A 22,535-nucleotide genomic window follows, 5' to 3' on the forward strand; every position below is an offset into this window, starting at 1 on the left:
ATTTTACTTTCGTAATTCAGGTTAATGTATAATAATCATAAGGATTCCAAATAGGGCTGAAAAAGCTCTTTTTTTAAGGCAGACATTTATGCCTATCAGTCATCCTCAAAATACATAAAATGATTCGTGCTTTTCACAGTTTTTATGTAAGGTAATTTGGTCCTATCCATTATGTATTTCCGAATAATTGTCTACAAAAGTACCCTCCTGTTGTATTCAAAAAAAAAGGCATTATACTAATAGAATGTATGGAAAAATCCTGCATTGCATCTAAATCCGTTTTGGCTCTTAATAGGCCGAATTTGTGTTTATAAATTAGAAAGGGGATTTTTATGAACGAGAAGCAGCGTTTGGAAAGCAAGCAAGTGCAGCAAAGCGCCTCCTCTGAAACAAAAGAGAAGGATTACAGCAAGTATTTCCAAACTGTCTATATGCCTCCTTCCTTGAAAGATGCGAGAAAGAGGGGACGGGAAGAGGTCAAATATCATAAAGACTTTGAGATTCCCGAACAGTTTCTTGGTATGGGAGAAGGTAGAAAGTTTTATATCCGTACGTACGGCTGCCAAATGAATGAGCATGACACCGAGGTTATGGCGGGCATTTTTATGGGGCTGGGTTACGAACATACTGAAACTGTCGAGGATGCAGATGTCATTCTTTTGAATACTTGCGCTATCCGTGAAAATGCGGAAAACAAAGTCTTCGGCGAACTCGGCCATTTGAAGTCGCTGAAATTGGAAAAGCCCGGTCTTTTGATCGGCGTGTGCGGATGTATGTCACAGGAAGAATCAGTTGTCAACCGAATTTTGGAAAAACACCAATTTGTCGACATGATTTTCGGAACGCACAACATTCATCGACTGCCGCACATTTTAAATGAAGCATATATGTCCAAGGAAATGGTCATCGAAGTATGGTCTAAAGAAGGGGACATCATCGAGAATCTCCCGAAAGTCCGTATGGGCAATATTAAGGCGTGGGTCAACATTATGTATGGATGTGACAAGTTCTGCACGTACTGTATCGTTCCATATACCCGCGGCAAAGAAAGGAGCAGACGTCCGGAAGATATCATCCAGGAAGTCCGCCACTTGGCCGCCCAGGGGTATAAAGAAATCACTCTTCTTGGCCAAAACGTCAATGCGTACGGAAAAGATTTCGATGATATGGAGTACGGCCTTGGAGACCTGATGGATGAGTTAAGAAAGGTCGATATCCCTCGCATCCGTTTTACAACCAGCCATCCGCGTGACTTTGACGATCGTCTTATCGAGGTCCTGGCGAAAAAAGGAAATATGATGGAGCATATCCATTTGCCGGTTCAATCAGGTTCCAGTGATATTTTAAAAATTATGGGACGTGTCTATAACCGTGAACAATATCTCGAACTTGTGAGAAAGATAAAAGCTGCCATCCCGGATGTTTCCTTGTCAACAGACATTATCGTCGGTTTCCCTAATGAAACGGATGAGCAATTTGAAGAAACGTTGACGCTGTACAAGGAAGTCGGATTCGAAACAGCCTATACTTTCATCTATTCACCGCGTGACGGCACTCCGGCGGCAAAAATGAAAGATAATGTGTCGATGGAAGTAAAGAAAGAGAGACTGCAGCGCCTAAACCAATTAGTAAACGAACTTTCCGCAGAAGCAATGAAAAAATATGAGGGCCAGGTTGTGGAAGTGCTTGTTGAAGGCGAAAGCAAAAATAATCCTGACGTTCTAGCAGGATATACCCGTAAAAATAAACTTGTCAATTTCAAAGGACCGAAGTCTGCAATCGGAAAATTGGTCAATGTAAAAATTGTTGAGGCAAAAACTTGGACGCTGGATGGAGTAATGGTGGAAGAACGAGAAGCTGCAGAGGTGAACTAAGATGGCAAAGTATACAAAAGAGGATATCGTTGAGCGTGCGCATGAATTGGCAAGAATGATCGCCAATACGGAAGAAGTGGACTTCTTTAAACGCGCAGAGGCTCAAATTAACGAAAATCAAAAAGTCAGGGAAATGATTGCAAGTATCAAAAGCTTACAAAAGCAGGCGGTCAATTTTCAACATTACGAAAAAGACCGTGCACTGAAGCTTGTTGAAGAGAAACTTGAAAAACTTGAAAAGGAATTGGATGAAATTCCTATTGTTCAAGAGTTTAAGCAATCGCAAACGGATGTCAACGATTTGCTTCAAATGGTGGCAAGCGCCATTTCGAATAAAGTCACAGATGAAATTCTCGTTTCCACAGGCGGTGATCTGCTGACAGGGGAAACGGGATCAAAACTGAAAAACAGCCCTTCCGGCTGTTCTTGATTTAACCATAAAACAATCCGGGAGCTCTCGCCCATTTGGGCGGGGGCTCTTTTTGTTGGACAAACACCCATTCATGACAGATGCCATAATTTATAATGTGCAAATCAGGCTCTCAATGTATCTATATGATAAACAGGAAAAATCCGCCAAATACCTAAAGCCGACACTGGATAATTGCCTAAATATAGGCGGCTGGCGACAGGCAAATTAAGCACAGGAGTCCAGATGAATGCATACGATGAAATGAAAATGAATGAGGAGGTTTCGCTCGAATGGCAGAATATAGAGAAATTATAACGAAAGCGGTCGTTGCGAAAGGGCGTAAAATGACATTGTCCAATCATACGATCAACCCGCCACACCATCCTTCGAGCATACTGGGCTGTTGGATTATCAACCATAAATACGAAGCACGGAAAGTAGGCAAGAATGTCGAAGTCTCCGGCTCTTTTGATATTAATGTTTGGTATTCCCATCATGATAACACAAAGACATCTGTGGTGACCGAAAAAATTGATTATAAAGATGTAATCAAACTTAAATACCGTGACCCTGATTGTCTGGATGATAAGATCGTCTCTGCCAAAGTGCTCCAACAGCCAAATTGTGTCGAAGCTGTCATATCAAAGAAGGGGAACAGAATACTCGTCAATGTGGAAAGGGAATTCCTTGTTGAAGTCATCGGTGAAACGAAAGTATGTGTCGCCATCCATGATAAATGCTCCTCTGATGACGATGATTGGGAAGATGAATTGGAAGATGAGTTGGATGACAAAGAATTCGAGGAAATTGACCCGGATTTTTTGGTGGCACATGAAGAGGAATAAGTGTAGACCGGGAGGGCTCCCGGTTTTTTTATTTGCCCAGGAAATTATAAAAATTTCATGTCTGTGGATAACTTTTCTTTGTCTAGCTCCAGCGCTCAGCGACTAGCAAACTTCGCGCCTCCTTTCCTCGAAAAAGCTTCGCTTTTTCTGTGTGGATGTTTATTCGAGGAAGAGGGCTCAGAGCACTACGATAAGTCAACATCGGCTCCGAGTGCCATCGGCGCAAGGATTAAGCCAATCGCTGCTGAAGGCAAACTACGCCTTCTTCAGCGCTCGTCTAGCTTTGCGCCGATAAGCAGGCACTCTCCGCCTTTCCTTATCCTTTATCTCATTGCGGAGTGCTCCAGTGTCTAGCTTCAGACGGCAGGGGCTCGAGGTCGCTTCGGTCAATCCAATGAAGTCAAAGAACGACTTCACTGGATTGCCCTCCAGCGCTTGTCGCCCCTAAACAGCCGTCTTCCGCATTTCCGTTTGTACGTCGCTAAACGAGCGTTTGCGCTTTTCTTGTTGGAAACAGCTGCTCCACTAATGGTATGATATAATCAGTCTAAGTGTTCGAATGGAAAGGAAACGGGTACATATGGGTCAGCAGTATACACCAATGATACAGCAATATTTAAAAATAAAGGCAGAGTACCAGGATGCCTTTTTATTTTTTCGTCTCGGCGACTTTTACGAGCTGTTTTTTGATGATGCACTGAAGGCATCCCAGGAACTGGAAATCACCTTAACAAGCAGAGACGGCGGATCGGAAGAAAGAATACCGATGTGTGGTGTTCCGCATCATTCTGCTGTGGGCTATATTGAGAAATTAATTCAAAAAGGATATAAAGTGGCTATTTGCGAACAGACGGAAGATCCCAAGCATGCCAAGGGCGTGGTCAAACGTGAAGTTGTCCAGCTGATCACCCCTGGGACAGTGATGGATGGAAAAGGCATTGCAGCAAAGGAAAATAATTACATCGCCGCAATCGCCAGTTTCAATAACCAGTCATACGGAATTGCCTATACAGACCTTTCAACCGGGGAGAGCATGGTAACGTTGCTGGAAGGTTCGGTTGATCTGCTCTTGGATGAACTGGCAACAATCGGTGCAAAAGAAGTTATTTCATGTCCGGATGAAGATAAAAGCCTTCTTGGAAAAATAAAAGAAAGATGCCAGGCCGTCATTTCTTATGAAGAGAACTCCTATATTCACGATGAGTTTCAGCACATTCTTCAAAAGCTGAATGCTAAAGAGCTGCGGGAGCCGGCCGGGCGGCTGCTTCATTATTTGAAAAAGACACAAAAGCGCGGTCTCGATCATTTGCAGCCATTTACAATCTATGAAAACAACCAATTTATGAAAATAGATTTTTATTCCAAAAGAAACTTGGAGATTACAGAGCCCATCCGCGGCAAAGACAAAAAAGGAACGCTGCTTTGGCTGCTGGACGAAACGTCCACTGCAATGGGAGGGCGCCTGCTCAGACAATGGCTTGACAGGCCGCTGATCAGCAAATCAATCATTGAAAAGCGCCTGCTCTTGGTAGAGTTATTCATCGAACATTATTTCGAGCGCCTTGATTTGCAGGAGCTATTAAAAGGCGTCTATGATTTGGAGCGGCTGGCCGGAAGAGTGGCTTTCGGAAACGCCAATGCACGTGATTTCATCCAATTAAAAAAATCACTGATGCAGATCCCGGCGATTCGGAGCTTGATAGAAGATATGGGAAACGACGAAACGGACAGGCTCGCCCAGTCGCTTGATCCTTGTGAAGAACTGACTGATTTGCTCGAACGGGCAGTGGCGGAAAATCCGCCGATATCCGTCAAAGAAGGCGGCATTATCAAAGACGGCTATAATGAAAAATTGGACAAATACCGCGATGCGAGCCGAAACGGCAAAAGCTGGATTGCCGCATTGGAAAAGGACGAGCGTGAAAAAACCGGCATCAAATCATTGAAAGTGGGCTATAACCGGGTATTTGGCTATTATATCGAAGTGACAAGAGCCAATGTGAAGTTCCTTGAAGAAGGCCGATATGAGCGAAAGCAGACATTGACGAATGCCGAAAGATTTATCACACCCGAACTAAAGGAAAAAGAAGCTTTGATTCTTCAGGCGGATGAAAGATCCATTGAACTGGAGTACGATTTATTTCTGGATCTGCGGGATCAAGTAAAACAATTTATCCCAAGGCTGCAAAAAACAGCAAAAATCATCAGCGAGATTGATATTTACCAAAGCTTTGCAACTGTCAGCGAAGCAAGGCATTATGTGAAGCCAGAGCTCCATTTCAGCCGTGAACTGATCCTTGAAGACGGAAGGCACCCGGTGGTAGAAAAAGTGATGGGTTCGCAAGAATATGTTCCAAACGACTGCATCATGGATGATAAAAGGGAAATGCTTCTCATTACGGGACCGAATATGTCAGGTAAAAGTACGTATATGAGACAGGTGGCCCTAACGGCAATTATGGCGCAAATCGGATGTTTCGTACCTGCGTCAAAAGCGAAGCTTCCAATCTTTGACCAAATTTTTACGAGAATCGGTGCAGCAGACGATCTGATTTCGGGGCAGAGCACGTTTATGGTTGAAATGCTGGAAGCGAAAAATGCCATTACAAATGCGACTAAAAACAGTTTGATATTATTCGATGAAATCGGGCGCGGCACTTCCACTTATGACGGGATGGCGCTCGCCCAGGCGATCATTGAACATATCCATGAGCAGATCGGTGCCAAAACGTTGTTCTCAACCCATTACCATGAACTGACAGGATTGGATAAGCAGTTACCCCATTTAAAAAATGTCCATGTTAGCGCAGCGGAACACCAAGGCAAACTCGTCTTTCTGCATAAAGTGAAGGATGGCGCCGCCGACAAAAGTTATGGTATCCATGTGGCTGAGCTGGCGGAGCTGCCCGGAACGCTCATCCGGCGTGCAGAAGAAATTTTAAGCCAGCTGGAAAAGACCAATGGCAAGAAAAATACCGCTTCTGTTTCAAGGGAAGAAATTAAAGAAACTGCGGCTGCTTCGAATGAGCAATTGGCCTTTTTCTCCGAACCGAAGGAAACGGGCGCTGATAAGCATGGGAAGAAGGTTTTAAAAGAAATCGAGAGTTTGAACTTGCTTGAAATGAACCCACTGCAAGCTTTGAATGTCCTGTTTTCGCTGCAGAAAAAATTAAGGAAATAACTCAGGGGAGGAGCAAACGATGCGTGAAATCATAGAGCTGGATGACGCCCTGTCCAACAAAATAGCCGCCGGTGAAGTTGTCGAGCGCCCTGCCTCTGTTGTAAAAGAGCTGGTGGAAAATTCTGTTGATGCGGGCAGCACCATTGTTGAAATTAATATAAAAGAAGCGGGCCTTGGCGAAATTCGTGTCATTGATAATGGCAAAGGCATAGGCGAAGAAGATATTGTCTCGGCATTTAAAAGACATGCGACGAGTAAAATCAAAGATGAGCATGATCTGTTCCGCATCCGCACTCTCGGTTTCAGGGGAGAAGCCCTTCCGAGCATCGCCTCTGTTTCGCGCTTGACGATAGTTACAGCAAGGGAAGGGGAAGACGGTACGAAAGCGGTTCTGGAAGGCGGGAAACTGATCAGCCATGAAAAAGCTCCTTCACGAAAAGGGACGGACATCACGGTTTCCGACTTGTTTTTCAATACGCCTGCCCGGTTGAAGTATGTTAAGACCCTTCATACTGAAATCGGGCATATTACTGACGTGGCCAACCGCTTGGCGCTGGCCCATCCGGAAGTTTCCATCCGCCTGAGCCATGACGGAAGAAATTTGCTTCATACAAATGGAAACGGAGACATAAGGCAGGTCCTGTCAGCCATCTATGGAAAAAACGTTGCCAGGGATATGATTCAAATAAGTGCCAAATCATTGGACTTTTCGGTGTCAGGGTTTATTGCCCGCCCCGAAATTACGCGGGCATCCCGGAACTACCTATCAACGATGATCAACGGCCGGTTTATCAAAAACTATTCACTTGTGAAAGCGATTCTGGAAGGCTATCATACGCTGCTGCCCGTAGGGCGGTTTCCCATCGCTCTTCTATCAGTCGAAATGGATCCGATTTTAGTCGATGTAAATGTCCATCCTGCAAAATTGGAAGTCAGATTAAGCAAAGAGCAGGAATTAAAAGAATTCGTCACTGAAACAATCAAGCAGGCATTTAAAAAGGAGCAGCTCATCCCTTCCGGGGCTGTGCCAACACCAAAAAAGAAGAATGTGAGTTTCCAGCCGGAATTCAAGCTGGAGCCTGCTGAAGAAAATCAGCCCAAGACAGAATGGAGGCCGCCCGCAGCACCTGCCTATAACAAAGAGAAACTGCCGCCTGCAGCGGAAATGAAGAAGCTGTATGATCCTGTTGAGTATGAACCCGCTGCCCAAATTTCGAAAACAAATGAATTGAACGTTCAAACGATTGAAAAGAGTGAAGAACCTGAAAGCACAGCAATTGATGAGGTTGAAGAAACAGCCCGTCAAAAAGAACGCTTTCCCGCGCTTTATCCAATCGGCCAAATGCATGGCACCTATATATTCGCACAAAATGAACTTGGCTTGTATATGATCGACCAGCATGCCGCTCAGGAAAGGATCAAATACGAATATTTCCGCGAAAAGGTCGGAAAATTCACGAGCGACCTGCAACAGCTGCTCGTTCCGCTCACCTTGGAGTTTTCGGTCGACGAATACTTGAAAATCAAAGAGCATTTAGAAGAACTTCAGTCTGTAGGCATCTTTTTGGAAGATTTCGGGATGAACAGCTTTATAGTCAGATCACATCCGGCATGGTTTCCAAAGGGGCAGGAACAGACAGTCATCGAAGAAATGATCGAGCAGCTGCTTTCAATGAGTAAGATTGATATCAAGAAGCTTCGTGAAGAAGCGGCAATCATGATGAGCTGCAAGGCTGCCATCAAGGCGAACCGCTATTTGCGCGACGATGAAATCCAGGCTCTGTTGGATGAATTGCGGAGGGCGGAAGATCCATTCACCTGCCCGCACGGCAGGCCGATCATTGTGCACTTTTCCATTAAAGACATGGAGAAAATGTTTAAGCGGATTATGTAGCCTGCAAGGAAAAAAATCTTTATTTTGTAACAGATTTTTTTCATAATCAATGAAATATTTCGGTAAAGCGGTATAATGGTGGTAAGGATATCAAGGAGTGAAAGATATGACTGCTTATATGATCATTGCGGGGGTTATCGTGAGTATAGCTGCTCTTGTCGGAACATTTCTGGTGGGGAAAGACGTTTCGAGACAAATGAAACAATATGAAGAGGAAGGGGATACCGTTGAAAATGAATTGGCGCGATCCCATGATTATGAAAAAACTTCATTAAAGTATAATATTAAAAGGCTGTCATGGATGTACGCGGCATTGATGTTTGTCGTGTTGATCGTTTCCATCGGCATAGCCTATTACGGCAAATAAATCAAGCATCAGTTTGGATGCTTGATTTTTTTATACGTTCTGCCATTCGTATCGCTATAATATATAAATATTGGAAGGGAGAAGAAACCTATGGAAACTTACATAATGGCTATTGACCAGGGTACAACAAGTACAAGGGCCATTCTTTTTAATAAAAATGGTGAAGTGGTCAATATATCTCAAAGGGAATTTACGCAGTATTTCCCGCATCCCGGCTGGGTGGAGCATGATGCGAATGAAATTTGGGGTTCGGTATTGGCTGTAATCGTATCCTGCCTGACCGAGGCGAGGGTGAACCCCTCACAGGTTGCAGGCATAGGCATTACTAACCAGAGGGAAACAACAGTCATTTGGGACAAATTCACAGGACAACCGATCTATAACGCAATCGTATGGCAATCAAGGCAAACCGAGTCGATTTGTAGGAAATTGCGTGAACTCGGTTTCGAAGAAAAATTCAGAAAAAAGACAGGACTATTGATCGATCCGTATTTTTCAGGAACGAAAGTGAAATGGATCCTTGATCATGTCGATGGCGCAAAAGAAAAAGCAAGGAGCGGCCAATTGCTGTTTGGCACGATGGATTCCTGGATCATTTGGAAGCTTTCTGGCGGCAAGACGCATGTAACCGATTATTCAAATGCGTCGAGGACTTTGATGTTCAATATTCATACGTTGGAGTGGGATGAAGAATTATTGGATATCCTGGAAGTTCCCTCTCCGATGCTTCCGGAAGTCAGGCCTTCCTCTGAAATATACAGCCGGACAGTGCCGCAGCATTTCTTTCAGCAGGAAGTGCCGATTGCCGGAGCTGCGGGAGATCAGCAGGCTGCCTTGTTCGGGCATGCTTGCTTTGATACGGGAATGGCAAAGAACACTTATGGAACAGGCTGTTTTATGTTGATGAACACAGGTGAAAAGCCTGTCATGTCGAATCACGGGCTGCTGACGACGATAGCCTGGGGGCTGGAAGGAAGAGTGGAATATGCACTTGAAGGCAGTATTTTTGTCGCAGGATCCGCCATTCAATGGTTAAGGGACGGGCTGAGAATGATTGATGACTCTCCTTCCAGCGAAGAATACGCTATGAAGGTGGAATCTTCAGACGGCGTGTATGTTGTTCCGGCATTTGTGGGGCTGGGGACACCTTATTGGGACAGTGATGTGCGCGGTGCGATTTTCGGGCTGACAAGAGGAACCTCCAAAGAGCATTTTATCCGTGCGACGCTTGAGTCGCTTGCGTATCAGACAAAAGATGTCCTGATGGCGATGGAAGCGGATTCCGGCATTTCCCTGAAGAAGCTTCGTGTTGACGGCGGTGCGGTGAGAAATAACTTTCTGATGCAATTTCAGAGCGATTTGCTGAGGGTTGAAGTGGAAAGGCCGCAAATCAATGAAACAACCGCTTTAGGTGCCGCTTATTTGGCGGGGCTTGCTGTCGGTTTTTGGAAAGATAAAAAAGAAATCGGGGTAAAATGGTCTTTGGATCAAGAATTCCTTCCCAATATGCCTGAAGAGGAATCGATAAAATTGTACAAAGGCTGGAAGACAGCTGTTAAAGCCGCCACTGTATTTAAACCTTCGTAATTGGCCTTAAAAACGGTTCCCGCTTTTGGTCCATGTTCGGGCGAATGAAATTTTATGTTTTGGCATTAATCAGTTTACATTCTTTGGTAACCGTTTTTCCCGGGTATTAAGATATTTTGATAAAAAGTCGACTTCTGTTAATATGAGAATAAGCAATCTAGAAAGCAGTGAGACAATTGAATAGCAAAAAAAAGCTGATTGTTCTCGTAGGGCCTACAGCAGTCGGCAAAACAAAAGCAAGCATTGAAATAGCAAAAGCATTCGGTTCTGAAATCATCAGCGGAGATTCCATGCAGGTATATAAAGGCATGGATATCGGCACGGCTAAAATCCGGCCTGAAGAAATGGAAGGCATTCCGCATCATCTGCTGGATATACGGGAGCCTGATGAGCCCTTTTCGGTCGCCGAGTTTCAATCCGTTGTCAGGCAGAAAATCGATGAGATCACTGCCCGGGGTTCTGTCCCGCTCATCGTAGGAGGTACGGGACTTTATGTACAGTCGGTCCTTTATGATTACCGATTTACAGAAACGGAAGGGGACCCTGCATACAGGTCCGAATTGGAGAAAAGGGCTGCTGCTGGAGAAGGTGCGGAGCTATACAAGGAATTACAGGCTGTCGACCCAAGCAGCGCCGAGGGCATTCACCCAAATAACGTTAAAAGGGTTATCCGCGCTTTGGAAATCCACCATTTGACCGGGAAAAGAAAGAGTGATCAGCCAAAAGCCCAAAACCACGAACTTTTGTATGATATTGCATTAATCGGGTTAAGCATGGATCGTGAAAAATTGTATAAACGGATCAATAAACGGGTAGATTTGATGATGGAAGAAGGGCTATTGGAGGAGGCAAGGTATTTTTATGACAAAGGCATCCGCGATACCCAATCTGTCCAGGCGATCGGATATAAGGAATTATATGAGTATTTTGCAGGCAACTTGACGTTAGAGCAAGCGGTCGATTTGTTAAAGAAAAACACCCGGCGCTACGCAAAGCGCCAATTTACCTGGTTCCGCAATAAAATGGATGTGACATGGTTTGACATGACCAATGAAGGGGAACACTTGAACAAAATAGAGCAAATTATTGATTTTATAGCAGGAAAGCTAGAATTAAAATCGAATACATAACTAATAGAGAAAAAGAGGAGGCTATCAGATTGAAACAACCAGTCAATATTCAAGATCAATTTTTAAATCAATTGCGCAAAGAAGGAATCCCTGTCACTGTTTTCCTCTTGAACGGTTTTCAACTCCGCGGGCAGGTGAAGGGGTTTGACAATTTTACCGTATTATTCGAAACAGAAGGCAAGCAGCAGCTAGTATTTAAACATGCGATTTCTACATTTTCTCCACAGAGAAACGTTCAGATAAATTACGAGGAACAATAGGAAACCACCCAACTGCGTGCACCGTTATGGTGTACGTGTTTTTTTCTTAAGGAATCAGTTTACCCTGATATTAATATAATTGTATCAGGCGGCAGGAACACAAATACATAATTGGGCGTATACTGTGTCTGAATGAGAGGTGAGAAGCTGTGGATGAACCAATCAAGATGAAGAATAACGGCCAGATCAGTATAATGCTCAATGTGCAGAAACGCGAAAAAACCAGAAAGATTGAGGGCAGGCCGGCTGCTGCAAAATCTTTGCCGAGCCAGCATGCCATATTAAGAGAAATTGAAGAGGAAATGAATGCACTTGTAGGCATGCAGGATGTGAAAAAGACGTTAAAAGAAGTTTACGCCTGGATATATATAAATAAGAAACGGGAGGCTGCCGGTCTGAAGACGAGCCCACAGGCGCTTCATATGATGTTCAAAGGAAATCCGGGAACAGGGAAAACGACGGTTGCCCGCCTGATAGGAAAGCTTTTTCAAAAGATGGGCGTTTTGCCGAAGGGGCATTTAATTGAAGCGGAAAGAGCCGATCTTGTTGGAGAGTACATCGGTCACACAGCTCAAAAAACCCGTGATCTGGTTAAAAAGGCGGCAGGGGGAATTTTATTCATAGATGAGGCATATTCGCTTGGACGCGGCGGTGAAAAAGATTTTGGAAAAGAGGCGATCGACACTCTTGTAAAACATATGGAAGACAAACAGCATACATTCATATTAATATTGGCGGGATATTCAAAGGAAATGGACTATTTTTTGAGCTTGAATCCCGGACTCCAGTCCCGTTTTCCGCTTGTGTTCGAGTTTCCTGACTACTCAGTGAATGAACTGATGGAAATAGCCGGCCGTATGTTAAAAGAAAAGCAATATGAACTGAGCCGGGAAGCCGGATCAAAACTAAAGGATCATTTGATATATGTGAAGGCGAGAAACAAGCCTTCCTTTTCCAACGGGAGATACATTCGGAACATAATCGAAAAAGCAGTGAGGTCGCAGGCGATGAGACTTTTGACAGAGCCCCATATCAACCGGAATGATTTAATGATGCTTCATAGCAATGATTTTAAGCTGACTGAAAATACTTAGTGTTACCCGCCTTAAGGCGGCTTTTCTTTTTTTAATTTAGCCATTTTTGCTATGATGGGAGAAGAATGCAAAGAAAGCAGGGGATGTTGTGCAATCAGCAGAGAAAGAAAAAGTGATTCTCGTCGGCTGCCAGCTGGATGAAAACGACCGAAAGTTCCGCTATTCCATGGATGAGCTCGCTTCGTTGACTGCCACTGCCCGTGGAGAGGTTATAGCAAAGCTTCAACAAAAGCGGGAACGCCTGCACCCTGCCACTTATATCGGCAAGGGCAAGCTGGAAGAGCTTCATCGGCTTGAAGAAGAACTGGAACCGGATTTGGTCATTTTTAATGACGAACTGACCCCGACGCAATTGCGAAATTTGCAGAACGTGCTGTCAAGCAGAGTCCTGGACCGCACTCATTTAATCCTTGACATTTTTGCCCAGCGTGCAAAATCAAAGGAAGGGATTCTGCAGGTTGAACTGGCCCAGCTTCAATATTTATTGCCAAGGTTATCGGGCCAGGGGACAGCTCTTTCAAGGCTTGGAGGCGGAATCGGGACAAGAGGGCCGGGAGAAACCCAGCTTGAAACAGACCGCCGCCATATCAGAAGGCGGATCGATGATATCAAAAGCCAGCTGCAGACGATTGTCAAACACCGCGAAAGGTACCGCAAGAGGCGGAAAAAGAACAACACGTTCCAAATTGCGATTGTCGGATACACAAATGCCGGAAAATCCACATTGTTCAACCGGTTATCGATGGCAGAATCATTTGAGGAAGATAAACTTTTTGCCACACTTGATCCTATGACGAGAAGAGTCGTGCTTCCAAGCGGCTATTCTGCGCTGATAACGGATACTGTCGGCTTCATACAGGATTTGCCTACGACGCTGATTGCCGCTTTCCGTTCAACTTTGGAGGAGGTAAATGAAGCGAATCTTCTGCTTCATGTTATTGACAGTTCAAATCCGGACTATTTCAACCACGAGCGGACAGTGAACGAATTGTTAAAGGAGCTGGATATGGAACATCTTCCGCAGCTGATCGTATATAATAAAGCGGACGAGGTGCGTTCGGATTTCGTTCCGAGTTCCGGAGAAACGATGTTGATCAGTGCGTTCAATGAAACGGACAGAAACCAATTAAAGAAGAAAATCGAAGACATGGCTGTTGCATCCATGCAGTATTATCATGTCATTGTACCTTCTGATGAAGGCCGGCTGCTTTCGGTTTTAAAGAGTGAAACCATTTTGAGGGAACTCATTTTTCTTGAAGAAAAGCAGGCCTATAGATGCAAAGGGTATGTTCTTCCAAACCACCCGGTTACCGGGTCTTTAAAATTATTTGAAATATGAAGGGGTATCTAAAACAAGATGTATAAGTATTTACAGCATGAAAAGACATTACGGCCTTTGATTGAAAAAGCCGAAGAGAAAATAAGCCTAATCCACCGGAAGATAGATCGTGTAATTGAAGAAAATCAGTATAAAGTGTTACGGAGCTTTCAGGAGCATCAAGTGGGTGAAATCCATTTTACGCCGTCAACCGGTTATGGGTACAATGATTTGGGCCGGGAAACGCTGGAAAAAATTTATGCAGATGTGTTTGGCGGAGAAGCCGCCCTTGTCCGGCAGCAAATCGTTTCAGGAACCCATGCAATCGCCATATCCCTGTTTGGCGTACTGCGCCCTGGTGATGAGCTATTATATATTACGGGAAAACCATACGATACGCTGGAAGAAGTGGTTGGCATCCGTGGAAATGGGAGCGGGTCGCTGAAGGAGTTCGGAATCAGTTACAACGCTGTACCGCTCATGGAGAACGGCAAAGTGGACTTTGAAGCCGTATCGCAAGCGATGGAACCTAATACGAAAGTCATCGGCATTCAGCGGTCCAAAGGATACGATGACCGTCCTTCGTTCACAATCAAAGAAATCGAAGAAATGATCCGCTTTGTAAAAGAAATTGATCCACAGGTGATCGTTTTCGTTGACAATTGCTACGGTGAATTCGTTGAAACGCTTGAACCATGTAATGTTGGCGCTGACTTAATGGCGGGCTCCCTTATCAAAAACCCGGGCGGAGGCTTGGTGAAAAGCGGCGGTTATATTGTCGGAAAAGAAAAACTGGTTGAAGCCTGCTCATACAGGATGACTTCTCCGGGACTGGGAGCCGAATCAGGAGCTTCTTTATATACCCTTTTGGAAATGTACCAAGGATTCTTTTTGGCGCCGCATGTGACAGGCCAGGCAGTAAAAGGCGCTGTATTCACTTCAGCCTTTTTGGAATTGCTCGGACTTCAAACTACGCCAAAATGGGATGATTTCCGGACTGACCTGATTCAAGCGGTTCAATTTACAAATGCTGACATGATGATAGAGTTCTGCCAGGCAATCCAGGCAGCCTCACCAGTTGATTCATACGTTATGCCTTTTCCTAGCGAAATGCCGGGGTATAACGACCAAGTCATCATGGCTGCAGGAGCTTTTATTCAGGGTTCAAGCATTGAATTGTCTGCTGACGGTCCCATCAGGCCCCCATATTCCGCCTATGTACAGGGCGGACTGACATACGCCCATGTAAAAATTGCCATTGTATCTGCAGTAGATCGTTTAATGGAAAAAGGTTTGATTCATGTCAATTAAGTGTATACATAAGAATGACAGCATTTTACTGCTGTCTTTTTAAAATAAATCTTGACAGGAAAAAACGCAGGAATTATATTACTAAAGTAATATTTTTCTCGCAGAGATTGTTTGCTGCAGAGTCATTCTGCTTCACACGGGAGGAATTTTAGTTCGATGGGAATATTTACGAAAGAAAGTATTACACAGCTTGCTGAAGAGCAAAACGTGAAGTTTGTAAGACTGCAATTCACGGATATCGTAGGAACGGTCAAAAATGTGGAAATCCCGATCAGTCAATTGGAAAAGGCACTCGATAACAAGATGATGTTCGACGGATCTTCAATCGAGGGGTTTGTACGGATTGAAGAGTCTGATATGTATTTGGTCCCGGATCTGGATACGTGGGTCATTTTCCCATGGACTGCCGGAAAAGGGAAAGTGGCCAGAATGATTTGCGATGTCTACCATAAATCTGGAGAGCCGTTCTTGGGTGACCCAAGAAGCAATTTGAAACGGGTTTTAAAGGAAATGGAGCAATACGGCTTCACAGAATTCAATCTGGGCCCTGAACCAGAGTTCTTTTTATTCAAGTTGGATGAAAAAGGTGCTCCGACTCTTGAGCTGAATGACAATGGCGGTTATTTTGACCTGGCCCCTACAGACCTTGGAGAAAACTGCCGCAGAGATATTGTGCTCGAGTTGGAAGAAATGGGATTTGAAATCGAGGCCTCCCACCATGAGGAAGCGCCGGGCCAGCATGAAATCGACTTTAAATATGCGGACGCTGTAACAGCGTGCGACAACATTCAGACATTTAAGCTTGTTGTCAAAACCATTGCACGGAAGCATGGGCTGCATGCCACATTTATGCCTAAGCCGCTGTTCGGTGTGGCCGGTTCCGGTATGCATTTTAATATGTCATTGTTCAAAAATGGCAAAAATGCCTTTTATGATACAAACGGGGAGCTGGAATTGAGCGAGACAGCCTTCCAGTTTATGGCCGGTATTATTAAGCATGCCCCGGGATTCACTGCGGTCACTAACCCGACAATCAACTCGTATAAACGGCTTGTTCCGGGATATGAAGCCCCTTGTTATATTGCATGGTCTGCCCAAAACCGCAGCCCGCTTGTCAGGGTGCCTTCATCAAGGGGCCAAAGTACGCGGATCGAGCTTCGAAGTGTGGATCCGACAGCAAACCCCTATTTGGCAATGGCTGCGCTCTTAAAAGCTGGTTTGAGCGGGATCAAAGACCAACTGACACCGCCGCATGCGGTTGACCGCAACATTTATATTATGAACAAACACGAACGTGAGGAAGAAGGCGTAGTTGATTTGCCGCATAACCTTGAAGAAGCGCTCGTGGAATTGAAAGCCGACGAAGTAATCAAAGAAGCTTTAGGACACCATATCTTTGAAAACTTTATCGAAACGAAGGATATTGAATGGGAGATGTTCAGAACACAGGTACACCCTTGGGAGCGGGAACAGTATATGACGCTTTATTAAACAGAACGGACGGAGAGAAACACTTGTTTCTCCGTCCTTTTTTATTGAGTAAAGTATAAGATTTTTTAGCTTTAAAATTTTGAACAAAGCCATTTGTTGTCTAGCTCCAGCGCCTATCGACTAGCAGACTTCGCACCTCCTCCTACGATAAGTCAACATCGGCTCGTTCCTCGCCGTGTTTCCTTTATCTCGTCGGAGGCACTCCAGTCTGTACGTCGATGGGCAAGGCGCTTGCGCTTTTCTTATTTCAAGCGTATGGAGTTTACTTCCAAGTCCCCAGTTGTTTGAAACATTAAATTCGTATTTCTTTTTTTAATGTAAAGGTACATCCTTATTAAGATCAGATGAAAATGAATTTTGCTATACTCCCGGTTGCTATAATGGGTTCGGAAAGAAACCAGAGCTCCAGGAGGTATTAACATTGAATTCATCATGGAAGCGGGGACTAACTGCTTTTTCAATTCTGCTGCTTGCAGCGTGCAGCCCTGCTCAGGAAACTGCTTTAATTGAGCATCCAGCCGACAATCAGGAAAAAGTAATTGAATCAGATCAAAACATAGGAGACCATCCCGCGTGGAACGACAGTCCGGCAGAACCGGAGATTGGTGAGGGTGCTATTGAAGTGCCGCCAAACAAAGAAGATGATTAACATATTAACTGTAAAAGAGTCACATGGGCTTTTTTTAAAAGATAAGAAGCTTTCAAGAATGACTGTCCGGCTCCAGCGCATAGCCCCGTAAGGATCAAGCCGCTTCCCTGTTCGCTTACGAACTGCCTCCTCGGGAATCGTCTTGTTTGCCCACGCTAATCAAGGCGCTTTCGCTTTTCTTATTTTGAGCTCTCGGCGGAAAACGGAAAATCCCGCCGGGAGCTTTTGCTTTTTTATAATGGTCCACTGCGCAGAATTGAATAGAACAGGCAACAACTGTAAATACTTATAGAAAAATTACAGGAGACGAGTTGAGCAGGTTCTATGTCTTTTTTTAAGAAAAGGAAAGGAAAGCCGTTAATAACGTCTCATAACCATAATAAGGAAGAGGATCCTCAAAAGCTTTTTCCATCTATTGAGGATAATATTAAATATATTTGTGATGCTTTCTACAATACGGATGATTTGAAAATGCGGGATGTCACTTTTCACGAACAGCACGGAAAGCTCATTTATCTGGAGACAATGGCTGATGAGAAGGAAATCCAGCGAAGTTTTCTGGTTCCGTTGGCAGAAGCGGAAAAAGGAAAGAGTATCAAGGATTTGATCACCAGTACAGAGTCCAATATATCAACCAGGTTAAACGAAGTGGTATCTGCGTTGTTAACAGGAAACTGTGCACTTTTTTTCGAGGGTGCACCCGATGTTTTTTTATTCAATACAGTCCAAGTAAATGTCCGGACACCGGAGGAACCCGATAATGAAAAAGTGGTTCGCGGATCCCACGAAGGATTTGTGGAAAAACTGGACGTCAATATCAATCTGCTCAGGGAACGTGTGAAAAACCCCCGGCTGACGATCAAATACATTAAATTGGGCAGGGAAACAAATACAAACGTAGCGATTATTTATATGAGCGGGCTTGCAAATCCGTCGGTCGTTGAGGAAGTTCAAAAGCGGATAGAATCGATTTCAACCGATATGATTTTCAGTCCGGGATATATTGAGGAATGCATAGAAGATCATCCGTTTTCCCCGTTCCAGCAAATTCTCTTTACTGAAAGACCAGATCGGGCGGAGGCTCATTTAATGGAGGGAAGGGTGGCGATTATGAGCGAAGGATCGTCCGATTTATCGGTTGTGCCCGTCACGTTTTTTTCCTTCTTTCAAACGCCTGATGATTACAATATCAGATTATACACCGGATCCGTTTTTCGTTTACTGAGATTATTAAGCTTTTGGGGGTCCCTCCTGCTTCCGCCCACATACATCGCTGTTGTCGGCTTTCATTTTGAAATCATTCCATATGATCTGGTGACGCTTGTTAAAAGTTCGATCGAAAATATTCCATTTCCGCCATTTTTTGAAGCGCTCGTCATGGCGATCACCATTGAATTAATACGGGAAGCAGGAATCAGGCTCCCTTCGCCAATCGGCGAGACGATCGGCATTGTCGGTGGCCTTATTATCGGTGATGCAGTCGTCAATGCGGGCCTGGTGTCAAACATGATGGTCATTGTCATTGCCTTGACAGCAATCATGTCATTTTGTTTACCATCTTATGAAATGGGAAACACAGTCCGGGTCTTATCGCTGCCAGTCATGATTGGAGCAGCGACTCTCGGGTTTGTGGGTATTGTATTTGCTCTCATGATCATCATCATCCATATGTGTAAATTGGACTCCTTTGGGTCGCCATATATTGCGCCTTTGGCCCCCCTTCATGTAAAAGAGTTAAAGGATGCCATTGTCCGTTTTCCAATCTGGACGCTGAACCGCCGTCCAAAAGATGCACAAGCCCAAAAGCCGGTTAGACAGAAGGCATCAAGGGAATGGGGAAAGAATGATCGCTAAAAAGGAAATAACTCAGTTTCAGTTGATCTTTTTATTAATTCACAGCCAGGTAGGAGTAGGTGTTATTACTTTACCTTTCGATGTTTTTATGACAGCAAAGGGAGACAGTTGGATGTCTGTCTTGCTAACGGGAGTCATCATTCAAATGGCGATCTTTTTATTCGGCGCATTAATGATGCGTTTTCCATCAAGCCATTTGTATGGGATTGTCCAATCTCTCTTTGGAAAATGGATCGGAAAAATGATCGTCATCTTATATAGTATGTATTTTATTGCCATTGGAGGCCATATCCTAGCAAAATTTGTTTATATCCTCAAAGCTTGGATGATGCCACAGACACCCGCATGGTTAATACTTGTCCTTATGGCGCTTACAGCAGTTTACATTGTAAAAGATGATCTGCAACTCATGGCTCGTTTCTTTGTTCTTTCCTCCGTTGTTTTAATCGGATTTATCGGATTGGCCGCTTACGCCTTAAAAGATGCAAACCTTACATTTATTTTGCCTGTCGGAACCAATGGCGTCCTGCCGGTGATACAAGGAACGGGAGAGGGTCTATATGCATTTCAGGGATTCGAGTTATTGCTGGTCATCCATCCTTTTGTTCAATCGGGTAAAAAGGGCGTGATAAAAGCAGCAACGATTGCCAATATCTTTATCACACTTTTTTATTCGTTTTTGGTCTTGACGTGTTTGCTCTTCTTTAGTCCGGAAGAATTTAAGCTAGTACCTGAACCGGTTTTATATTTAGTCAAGGCATTCTCTTTCAGAATCATTGAAAGGCCGGATTTGCTCTTTACGTCCATGTGGATTGTCCTGGTGGCCTCTGCATTTATGAATACGATATATGCCTCATCCTTGGGCCTATCAAATGTCATGAATTCAAATAAAATCAAAAATTACGTCATCATTACTGCATGCCTATGCTTTTTGTTGGCGGTGATTTTTAACGGGAATTATGAGGTAGTATCCATATCCAGGATTTATAATAAATTTATTGTTTTTCCTTTCGCTTTGGGCTTGCCGATTTTATTTTTACTTATATCCATTATTTTCAACAAGAAGGAGCGGGGGAACAGCGGATGATTCATCGATTAACCTTTATTTGGGCAGCCATATTGGCGATCATTCTTGCCGGATGCTGGGATCAGCGCTTATTAAAGGACCACAGTCTGGTATTGGCCATTGGATATGACAAGGGCAATGACGAAAAGTTAATCAAGACAGTTACCTTACCAAAAAACAATAGTGGTGTGTCTCAGCAAAATACAACTTCGAATGAAAGTAAAGTGTTATCGACGACCGGGGATACAGTCAAAGATGCTGAAAATAAAATGGACCAGAGCATTTCCGAAAAATTTGACAGGTCTAAAACAAAGGTCATTCTTTTGGGGGAAAGAATGGCTTCCCAAGGCATTTTTTCAACTTTGGATTCCATCTATCGGGACTTGAGAGGTCCATTAATTGCCAAAATGGCTGTCTTTGACGGAAAAGCAAAGGATGCATTATCTGTCAAGACGGATGATTCCATGCTTGTCAGTGATGTTTATTCAGAGCTTCTTGACAGTGCAGAAGAACAGGGAATTACCAAAAATGAAAATGTGCAAACCGCTTGTCCAATTATTTTATCAAAAGGTAAAGATCTTGTGTTGCCTTATATTAGTTTACAGCGGGAAAAAAACGTACCGAAAGTGGAAGGTTTGGCATTATTCAATGGTGATCGAGTGACAGGAAAATTGAATATTAAGGAGACGAGCATGTTTCTGATTCTATCGGATCAAAACACAAAGGGCATAATATTAAACTTAAAGGTAAGAAACGATCAAAAAAAGCACGATAAGAACTTTGTGAATATCGCCGTACGGCACAACAAAAGAAAAGTAAAGGTAAATGCAAATAAAGGCCATATAGACGCCAAGGTAAACGTGCATCTCGAGGTGGAGGTTGATGAATATCCAATAGATCATTTAAATAAGGAAAAAGAAGTGAAAGCCCTGGCCAAACGTATAGAAAACCGGTTAAATAAATTGGCGAAAAAAACTTTGGCGAAAATACAAGAGGCCAATAATGATTCATTGGGTCTGGGCGAGAGAGTGAAAGCGTATCACCATTCCACGTGGGAAAAAACCGATTGGAAGGAAGTTTACCCTGAAATTCCGATTGAAGCCAGATTTAATGTGGAAATCGTTCGGCACGGGATTATTAATTGATCGCCAGTTGTTGGTAATATTAAATTCGTATTTCTTTTTTTAAACGAAAAGACTCATGCTTATTAAAATTGTAAATAAAAGAGAAATTTTACGGAAGAAACTGAATTGAATTAAAAAAACCTGCCGGCTGAATGGGGCTGTCCTGAAAGTCATTTTTTAACTTTTGGACACCCTTTTCATGTTCTAAAAACCTTGATATATCAATTTTAAATTATTGAGTATTAGGGGATTTCCACTTTTCGGACAGCCCCATTCTCCCAATACCTCTTTTTCCATATATTTCTGGATTTCCTGGATTTCGCTCCAATAAAATAGTTTAATAGAGATATAACAAATAAAAGAGGGGGTATACATATGGACTTATCTTATCAACACATCCTTGTTGCAGTCGACGGCTCTGAGCCTGCGGAATGGGCTTTCAGGAAAGGGATTGAGGCGGCGAGTGGAACAACGCCGCGTTGAACCTTGTTCATGTGGTGGACACGAGCCATTACCGCGGAATTGAAATGTACGATATGAATTTTAAAAAGAAGGCCATAAGTCAGGCCCAGGAGCTTCTGGATCGCTACGCTCAGCAGGCGAAGGAACAAGGTCTTGAAAAAGTGGAGACAATTGTTGAGGAAGGATCACCAAAAACAGTCATTACAAAACAAGCTGCAAAAAAGGTCAATGCAGACTTGATCATCTGTGGAGCGACAGGGATCAATGCGGTAGAAAGAATGTTTCTTGGAAGTATATCCGAACATATTACACGCCATGCCAAGTGCGATGTGCTTGTAGTAAGAACCGAAAAGAAATAAACAGAAATTCCATGGGAGAAAGCAAGATATATGAGACTACCCAAACAGACTGGGGCGGTCACATTTTTATTGGAAATTATTTTATTTAGAAAATTACGTATTGACATGCAATTGCGGTGCATATATAATTAAGGCGAAATCATCAAGTTCAGGCATACTTTTTACATAGGCCATTTTCGTATAACCCCGCTGTTCGGTGCGGGGGTTTCTACAGGGAACCGTAAACCTTAGCTACGAAAAGGCGCTTTCTTATTTTG

17 protein-coding genes, 1 pseudogene and 1 riboswitch are annotated in these 22,535 nt (G+C 43.7%); all 18 genes and pseudogenes read left to right on the forward strand.

Going from position 1 to position 22,535, the window contains the following annotated elements:
* Positions 1 to 332 precede the first annotated feature (332 nt).
* Entirely contained in the window at positions 333 to 1,874 is a 1,542-nt protein-coding gene (miaB, locus tag D4N35_RS08200) for a tRNA (N6-isopentenyl adenosine(37)-C2)-methylthiotransferase MiaB (protein WP_120072344.1), read from the forward strand.
* A gap of 1 nt (position 1,875) precedes the next feature.
* Positions 1,876 to 2,304: a YlbF/YmcA family competence regulator gene (locus tag D4N35_RS08205; protein ID WP_120072347.1), complete on the forward strand. Its 429-nt coding sequence runs from the start codon at positions 1,876 to 1,878 to the stop codon at positions 2,302 to 2,304.
* A gap of 272 nt (positions 2,305 to 2,576) precedes the next feature.
* The gene (cotE, locus tag D4N35_RS08210; protein WP_120072349.1) at positions 2,577 to 3,131 is read left to right on the forward strand and encodes an outer spore coat protein CotE; all 555 of its coding nucleotides are present in this window, start codon (positions 2,577 to 2,579) and stop codon (positions 3,129 to 3,131) included.
* A gap of 601 nt (positions 3,132 to 3,732) precedes the next feature.
* Positions 3,733 to 6,312 (forward strand): DNA mismatch repair protein MutS, encoded by a 2,580-nt coding sequence (gene mutS / locus D4N35_RS08215; RefSeq protein ID WP_438944413.1) that lies wholly within the window; start codon positions 3,733 to 3,735, stop codon positions 6,310 to 6,312.
* 19 nt (positions 6,313 to 6,331) lie between these two features.
* On the forward strand, positions 6,332 to 8,206 hold the full coding sequence (gene mutL / locus D4N35_RS08220; RefSeq protein ID WP_120072353.1) for a DNA mismatch repair endonuclease MutL: 1,875 nt from the start codon (positions 6,332 to 6,334) through the stop codon (positions 8,204 to 8,206).
* A 106-nt stretch (positions 8,207 to 8,312) separates the two neighbouring features.
* A complete protein-coding gene (locus tag D4N35_RS08225) occupies positions 8,313 to 8,573 on the forward strand; it encodes a hypothetical protein (protein ID WP_120072355.1) in 261 nt (86 codons plus the stop codon).
* Positions 8,574 to 8,663: 90 nt separating this feature from the next.
* Positions 8,664 to 10,160: a glycerol kinase GlpK gene (gene glpK / locus D4N35_RS08230; protein ID WP_120072357.1), complete on the forward strand. Its 1,497-nt coding sequence runs from the start codon at positions 8,664 to 8,666 to the stop codon at positions 10,158 to 10,160.
* A 176-nt stretch (positions 10,161 to 10,336) separates the two neighbouring features.
* Positions 10,337 to 11,290 carry a tRNA (adenosine(37)-N6)-dimethylallyltransferase MiaA gene (miaA, locus tag D4N35_RS08235; RefSeq protein ID WP_120072359.1) on the forward strand — a complete coding sequence of 318 codons (954 nt, stop codon included), beginning with the start codon at positions 10,337 to 10,339 and terminating at the stop codon, positions 11,288 to 11,290.
* A gap of 29 nt (positions 11,291 to 11,319) precedes the next feature.
* A complete protein-coding gene (hfq, locus tag D4N35_RS08240; protein ID WP_018705022.1) occupies positions 11,320 to 11,550 on the forward strand; it encodes an RNA chaperone Hfq in 231 nt (76 codons plus the stop codon).
* Between the two features lie 149 nt (positions 11,551 to 11,699).
* A complete protein-coding gene (spoVK, locus tag D4N35_RS08245; RefSeq protein ID WP_120072361.1) occupies positions 11,700 to 12,644 on the forward strand; it encodes a stage V sporulation protein K in 945 nt (314 codons plus the stop codon).
* An 88-nt stretch (positions 12,645 to 12,732) separates the two neighbouring features.
* A complete protein-coding gene (hflX, locus tag D4N35_RS08250; protein WP_120072363.1) occupies positions 12,733 to 13,983 on the forward strand; it encodes a GTPase HflX in 1,251 nt (416 codons plus the stop codon).
* Positions 13,984 to 14,001: 18 nt separating this feature from the next.
* The gene (locus D4N35_RS08255; protein WP_120072365.1) at positions 14,002 to 15,273 is read left to right on the forward strand and encodes a methionine gamma-lyase family protein; all 1,272 of its coding nucleotides are present in this window, start codon (positions 14,002 to 14,004) and stop codon (positions 15,271 to 15,273) included.
* 156 nt (positions 15,274 to 15,429) lie between these two features.
* The gene (glnA, locus tag D4N35_RS08260) at positions 15,430 to 16,764 is read left to right on the forward strand and encodes a type I glutamate--ammonia ligase (RefSeq protein WP_120072368.1); all 1,335 of its coding nucleotides are present in this window, start codon (positions 15,430 to 15,432) and stop codon (positions 16,762 to 16,764) included.
* Between the two features lie 421 nt (positions 16,765 to 17,185).
* On the forward strand, positions 17,186 to 17,413 hold the full coding sequence (locus D4N35_RS08265; protein WP_120072370.1) for a hypothetical protein: 228 nt from the start codon (positions 17,186 to 17,188) through the stop codon (positions 17,411 to 17,413).
* Between the two features lie 324 nt (positions 17,414 to 17,737).
* Positions 17,738 to 19,267 carry a spore germination protein gene (locus tag D4N35_RS08270; RefSeq protein ID WP_120072372.1) on the forward strand — a complete coding sequence of 510 codons (1,530 nt, stop codon included), beginning with the start codon at positions 17,738 to 17,740 and terminating at the stop codon, positions 19,265 to 19,267.
* Positions 19,257 to 20,354, forward strand: coding sequence for a GerAB/ArcD/ProY family transporter (locus tag D4N35_RS08275; protein WP_164876317.1), 1,098 nt, complete (start codon positions 19,257 to 19,259; stop codon positions 20,352 to 20,354). Before D4N35_RS08270 ends, D4N35_RS08275 begins: the two co-directional genes overlap by 11 nt.
* On the forward strand, positions 20,351 to 21,478 hold the full coding sequence (locus D4N35_RS08280; RefSeq protein WP_120072376.1) for a Ger(x)C family spore germination protein: 1,128 nt from the start codon (positions 20,351 to 20,353) through the stop codon (positions 21,476 to 21,478). The genes D4N35_RS08275 and D4N35_RS08280 overlap by 4 nt, the downstream gene beginning before the upstream one ends.
* 354 nt (positions 21,479 to 21,832) lie before the next feature.
* Positions 21,833 to 22,278 (forward strand): annotated as a pseudogene (locus tag D4N35_RS08285) (universal stress protein).
* 156 nt (positions 22,279 to 22,434) lie between these two features.
* A riboswitch (purine riboswitch) is annotated at positions 22,435 to 22,532 on the forward strand.
* Positions 22,533 to 22,535: the final 3 nt, after the last annotated feature.

Origin of the sequence: Siminovitchia fortis, from assembly GCF_003605365.2 — a bacterium.
In the GTDB taxonomy this organism is placed as follows: domain Bacteria; phylum Bacillota; class Bacilli; order Bacillales; family Bacillaceae_C; genus Siminovitchia; species Siminovitchia fortis.

Excerpts from the sequence above, each read along its gene's own strand:
- miaB (WP_120072344.1), top strand. The coding sequence starts at position 333 with ATGAACGAGAAGCAGCGTTTGGAAAGCAAGCAAGTGCAGCAAAGCGCC.
- D4N35_RS08205 (WP_120072347.1), top strand. The coding sequence starts at position 1,876 with ATGGCAAAGTATACAAAAGAGGATATCGTTGAGCGTGCGCATGAATTG.
- cotE (WP_120072349.1), top strand. The coding sequence starts at position 2,577 with ATGGCAGAATATAGAGAAATTATAACGAAAGCGGTCGTTGCGAAAGGG.
- mutS (WP_438944413.1), top strand. The coding sequence starts at position 3,733 with ATGATACAGCAATATTTAAAAATAAAGGCAGAGTACCAGGATGCCTTT.
- mutL (WP_120072353.1), top strand. The coding sequence starts at position 6,332 with ATGCGTGAAATCATAGAGCTGGATGACGCCCTGTCCAACAAAATAGCC.
- D4N35_RS08225 (WP_120072355.1), top strand. The coding sequence starts at position 8,313 with ATGACTGCTTATATGATCATTGCGGGGGTTATCGTGAGTATAGCTGCT.
- glpK (WP_120072357.1), top strand. The coding sequence starts at position 8,664 with ATGGAAACTTACATAATGGCTATTGACCAGGGTACAACAAGTACAAGG.
- D4N35_RS08255 (WP_120072365.1), top strand. The coding sequence starts at position 14,002 with ATGTATAAGTATTTACAGCATGAAAAGACATTACGGCCTTTGATTGAA.
- glnA (WP_120072368.1), top strand. The coding sequence starts at position 15,430 with ATGGGAATATTTACGAAAGAAAGTATTACACAGCTTGCTGAAGAGCAA.
- D4N35_RS08270 (WP_120072372.1), top strand. The coding sequence starts at position 17,738 with ATGTCTTTTTTTAAGAAAAGGAAAGGAAAGCCGTTAATAACGTCTCAT.
- D4N35_RS08275 (WP_164876317.1), top strand. The coding sequence starts at position 19,257 with ATGATCGCTAAAAAGGAAATAACTCAGTTTCAGTTGATCTTTTTATTA.
- D4N35_RS08280 (WP_120072376.1), top strand. The coding sequence starts at position 20,351 with ATGATTCATCGATTAACCTTTATTTGGGCAGCCATATTGGCGATCATT.